Below are 4,974 nucleotides of genomic sequence, written 5' to 3'. Positions count from 1 at the left end.
AACCAGCGCGCATGCCGGCCGCCGCCCGCGGCGACGTCCAGCACCGCGCCGCCCGCCGGGACGAGCGTCGACCAGCCCGCCACCCAGCGTGACGGCTCGGCAAGTCCGGCGTGCGTGCCGGCCGCGGTGATCAGCGATTCGCGCATGGGGCTCAGGTGTACGACAGGCCCATTGCGTCGCGCACGTCGCGCATTGTCTCAGTCGCGTACTTGCGCGCCTTGTCGCAACCGTCGGCGACGATGGCGCGCAGCAGCGACGGATCGTCCATGTACTTCTGCGCACGCTCGAGCATCGGCTGCTGTTCGCGCAGGATGCCTTCGACCACCGGCTGCTTGCAATCGAGACAGCCGATGCCCGCCGAGCGGCAGCCCTTCTGCACCCACTCGTGCGTCGACTCGTCCGTGTAGACCTGATGAAGCTGCCACACCGGGCACTTGTCCGGATCGCCCGGATCGGTGCGGCGCACGCGCGCGGGGTCGGTCGGCATCGTGCGGACCTTCTTCGTGATCGTCTCCGCGTCCTCGCGCAGGCCGATCGTGTTGCCGTACGACTTCGACATCTTCTGGCCGTCGAGGCCCGGCATGCGCGACGCTTCCGTCAGCAGCGCCTGCGGCTCGACGAGGATGATCTTGCGTGCGCCTTCGAGATAGCCGAACAGACGCTCGCGGTCGCTCATCGACAGGCTCTGCGATTCCTGCAGCATCGCACGCGCCTGCTCGAGCGCCTCGTCGTCGCCTTCCTGCTGATATGCGTTGCGCAGTTCGTGGTACAGCTTCGCGCGCTTGCCGCCGAGCTTCTTCGCGGCTTCGAGCGCCTTCTCCTCGAAGCCCGGCTCGCGGCCGTACAGGTAATTGAAGCGGCGCGCGATCTCGCGCGTCATCTCGACGTGCGGCACCTGGTCCTCGCCGACCGGCACGAGCGAGCCGCGGTACAGCAGGATGTCCGCCGCCATCAGCACCGGATAGCCGAGGAAGCCGTAGGTCGACAGATCCTTGTCCTTCAGCTTCTCCATCTGCTCCTTGTAGGTCGGCACGCGTTCGAGCCAGCCGAGCGGCGTGCTCATGCCGAGCAACAGCGCGAGTTCCGCGTGCTCGGGCACCTTGCTCTGGATGAACAGCGTCGCCTGCGCCGGATCGATGCCGGACGCGAGCCAGTCGATCAGCACGTCCCACACGTTCTTCTCGATCACCTCGGGCGTTTCGTAGTGCGTCGTCAGCGCGTGCCAGTCGACGACGCAGAAGAAACACGGGTACTCGGACTGCAGCTTCACCCAGTTTTTCAGCACGCCGTGGTAGTGGCCGAGGTGCAGCGACCCGGTGGGTCGCATGCCGGAGAAAATACGATCTGGGAACATGATTGTCGTTAGAAAAGCGAGGCGAAAGGAGACAGGATGGCGTTCAGCACGTCGTAGCCGACGTTCACGAGCGGACGCAGCCAGAAATTCGTCAGCACGCCCGTCGTGACCAGCACGAGGACGATGATGAAACCGTACGGCTCGATGCGTGACAGCGCGATCGACTGCTTCGGCGGCAGCAGCGCCGCCAGGATGCGGCCGCCGTCGAGCGGCGGCAGCGGAAACAGGTTCAGCACGCCGAGCACGAGGTTCACGCTGATGCCGGCCGTTGCCATGCCGAGGAAGAACGGCTCGTCGACGCCCGTGCCGTGCAGCACGATACGCAATACGCCCCACACGAGCGCCTGCACGAAGTTGCACGCGGGTCCGGCCAGCGACACCCACAGGCTGCCCCAGCGCGGATCGCGCAGATTGCGGAATGCGACCGGCACCGGCTTCGCATAACCGAACAGGAACGAGCCGCCGGTCAGGAAATACAGCGCGAGCGGAATCGCGATCGTGCCGATCGGGTCGATGTGACGCATCGGGTTGAACGACACGCGCCCCATCATGTACGCAGTGTTGTCACCGAGCAGGCGTGCGGCATAGCCGTGAGCAGCCTCGTGCAGCGTGATCGCGAAGATTACGGGCAGCGCGTAGACGGCGATGGTCTGTATCAGGGAAGCATCCATATCGCGTTATTGTAACAAGCGCAATCGTGCGCAAACGGAACGATGCGGACTCAGTCCGCCGTCAGCCCGAACGGCTCCAGCGGCCCGCGCCCGGCACGCACGAGTTGCGGTTCGTCGCCCGTCAGGTCGATCACCGTCGACGATTCGGCCGGACACGCACCGCCGTCGATCACGAGGTCGACCCGCTTCTCGAGGCGCGCGCGAATATCTTCCGGATCGTTCAGCGGATCCGTGTCCGGCGGCAGGATCAGCGTCGTGCCGAGCAGCGGCTGGCCGAGCGTTTCCAGCAGCGCAAGCGTGATCGCATGATCCGGCACCCGCAGCCCGATCGTCTTGCGCGACGGGTGCGACAGCCGCCGCGGGACTTCCTTCGTCGCCTGCAGGATGAACACGTACGGGCCGGGCGTCACCGACTTGATTTGCCGGTACTGCCGGTTGTCCACCATCGCGAAGTTCGCGAGTTCCGACAGGTCGCGCACCAGCAACGACAGGTGCTGTTTTTCATCGAGGCCACGGATCCGACGCACGCGCTCGACCGCGTCCTTGTCGTCGAGGTGGCATGCGAGCGCATAGCTCGAATCGGTCGGCATCGCGATCACGCCGCCCTTGTTGACGATCTCCACCGCCTGCTTGATCAGGCGCGGCTGCGGATCATCCGGATGAATCCTGAAGAACTGGGACATGGGGACAGGTCAAGATGGGGTGTACGGAGGCACGCCGTACCAGCGGCGCACACGGCTCGCGCCCGCGGGGCGTCAGAGCCAGCGTTCCCAGACGGGTTTCAGGTCGGACGGCAGCGGCGGCAGGCTGCCCAGCTCGATACGCCCTTCACCGGGCGCGTGGAAGTCGGAACCGACCGACACTTCGAAGCCGAAACGGCGCGCGACGTCCGCATATTCGCGGTACTGGTCCGGCGTGTGGCTGCCGGTCACCACCTCGATCGCCCGCCCGCCGAAATCGATGAATTCGCCGAAAAATGCGTCGTACTCGACCGGCGTATAGCGATAGCGGCCCGGATGCGCGATCACGGCCTCGCCGTCCGCGCCACGGATCCACTGCACCGCGTCGGACAGCTTCGCCCAGCGGTGCGGGACGAAGCCGGGCTTGCCGTCGCCGAGGATGCGGTCGAACACGTCGGCCGTCGATTCGGCATGGCCGCTCTCGACGAGAAAACGCGCGAAGTGCGTGCGCGAGATCAGGTCGGGGTTCGACACGTATTTCAGTGCGCCTTCGTAAGCGCCCGGAATGCCGAGCTTGTCGAGCTGGGCGCCGATCGCCTGCGCGCGGGCCGCACGGCCGTGGCGCGTGCGATACAGGCCGTCGACGAGCGCCGGGTTCTCCGGATCGATGTTCAGGCCGACGATGTGCACGGTGCGCGATGCCCAGGTCACGGAAATCTCGACGCCGTTCAGGTAACGCATGCCGAGCGCTTCCGCCTCGCTGCGTGCCGCCGCCTGGCCGCCCACCTCGTCGTGATCGGTGAGCGCCCAGAGGGTGACGCCGCCCGCATGGGCGCGGCGCGCAACGTCAACGGGCGACAGCAGCCCGTCGGAAACATTCGAATGGCAGTGGAGATCGGCGTTCATTGTCGGCATCGGAAATGAAGCTTCATTCTACTGCAATGCGGCATTCCGCCGCCGCGCGAAGGGTACCGCAGATGGCGGCTGGCGACCACTTGTGCCCACTCTGCCCTACACGCACCCGCAGCGCGCGCTACGCGCAGAACGCCTCGATCAGTGCCGCGATCTGCTCCGGCTGGTCGTGGTGAACCATGTGACCGGCATCCTCGACGAGTTTCTCGCGCCAGTCGGCGAACGCGCCGAATCGCGCCTTGAATTCCGGCACCGGGATGTCGCCGGCCAGGTACGCGAGCGTCGGCGAATTGACCGCCTCGACGTGCAGCACCTTCGCACGTACCTGCGACCAGGTCGCCATCACCTCGTCGAGCCGGTACAGCAGCGGCCCCATCATCTTGTGCGCGGAATCCGCGAGCAGATGGAAACGCCCGTCGTCGCCACGCTTCGACCAGTGCGCGGCCAGGAACGCCGCGCGGCGCGGATCGAGCCGCGGGTTGGTCTTGATCAGGCGGGCGGCCACGTCGTCGAGCGACGCATAAGGTTTCAGCGCCGGCGGCTCGCGCAAGTCGTCGAGCCAGCCGCGCAATCGGCGTGGCGCCTGCTCGGCCCGCGCGGGCGCGAGGCCGAAGCCCTCGAGGTCGACCACCCGCCGCACGCGCTCCGGCCGCGCACCCGCATACAGGCACACGACATTCGCGCCCATGCTGTGCCCGACCAGGTTGACCTCGCCGGTCGGCGCATAGTGGTCGACCAGCGCATCGAGGTCGCCGATGTATTCGTGGAACCAGTAATTGCCGCCGCCTTGCCGCGCGACGGGCCAGTCGGACAGGCCGAAACCGCGCGCGTCCGGCGCGATCACCTGCCAGTCGCCCGCGAGCGCGTCGACGACGAACTGGAACGACGCCGCGACATCCATCCAGCCATGGAGCATGAACAGGATCGGCGCGTCCCGCCGGCCCCAGCGCCGCACATGCAGCTTGACGCCACGCACCGTGACGAAATCGGAAACAGAACTCGACGCAGTCATTACAGCCGCCAAAAAAAGAATGATCGTTCGATTATAGCGATGGCGCGTCCGCTGAGCGGGCGCGCCCCGGCAATCGGCTCACGTATCGAGGCACCTCTCTAGGCCGGTCGCGCAGCGCCGTCACCGGCATCGTCCTGCGCGGCCAGCGCATCCAGTTCGGCCGGCTCGAAGCCGGCGCTGCGGCGCGCATCGAAATTGAACGGCCCGCGCAAACGCGGTGCGCGATACTGTTCGGCCAGTTGCCGGTAGGCCGGCACCGGATCCCGGCCCGCCTCGTCGCACAGATGGCGGAACCAGCGGTTGCCGATCGCGACATGGCCGATCTCGTCGCGCAGGATCACGTCA

Annotated in this window: 6 protein-coding genes and 1 pseudogene; all 7 read right to left on the bottom strand. The window is 66.7% G+C overall.

The genetic code is table 11. The features are described from left to right. Positions 1-146 (bottom strand): annotated as a pseudogene (locus tag G3N94_RS42805) (SAM-dependent methyltransferase); the annotation flags it as partial. 5 nt (positions 147-151) lie between these two features. Continuing rightward, positions 152-1,354, bottom strand: coding sequence for a tryptophan--tRNA ligase (locus tag G3N94_RS39680; protein ID WP_124598698.1), 1,203 nt, complete (start codon positions 1,352-1,354; stop codon positions 152-154). An 8-nt stretch (positions 1,355-1,362) separates the two neighbouring features. Beyond that, on the bottom strand, positions 1,363-2,025 hold the full coding sequence (locus tag G3N94_RS39675; RefSeq protein WP_205799650.1) for a site-2 protease family protein: 663 nt from the start codon (positions 2,023-2,025) through the stop codon (positions 1,363-1,365). A 50-nt stretch (positions 2,026-2,075) separates the two neighbouring features. Then, a complete protein-coding gene (locus G3N94_RS39670; protein ID WP_205799649.1) occupies positions 2,076-2,708 on the bottom strand; it encodes an L-threonylcarbamoyladenylate synthase in 633 nt (210 codons plus the stop codon). Positions 2,709-2,780: 72 nt separating this feature from the next. Continuing rightward, on the bottom strand, positions 2,781-3,611 hold the full coding sequence (locus G3N94_RS39665; protein WP_205799648.1) for a 3',5'-nucleoside bisphosphate phosphatase: 831 nt from the start codon (positions 3,609-3,611) through the stop codon (positions 2,781-2,783). A gap of 127 nt (positions 3,612-3,738) precedes the next feature. Beyond that, positions 3,739-4,629 (bottom strand): alpha/beta hydrolase, encoded by an 891-nt coding sequence (locus G3N94_RS39660; protein ID WP_205799647.1) that lies wholly within the window; start codon positions 4,627-4,629, stop codon positions 3,739-3,741. A 98-nt stretch (positions 4,630-4,727) separates the two neighbouring features. Further along, positions 4,728-4,974: DUF455 family protein (locus tag G3N94_RS39655; RefSeq protein WP_205799646.1), on the bottom strand; the 247-nt coding region annotated here is incomplete at its 5' end.

Source organism: Burkholderia sp. Ac-20353 (assembly GCF_017104785.1).
GTDB lineage: Bacteria > Pseudomonadota > Gammaproteobacteria > Burkholderiales > Burkholderiaceae > Burkholderia.
The sequence above is the reverse complement of the archived record's forward strand: the minus strand, read 5'-3'. Positions and strand labels throughout refer to the sequence as shown.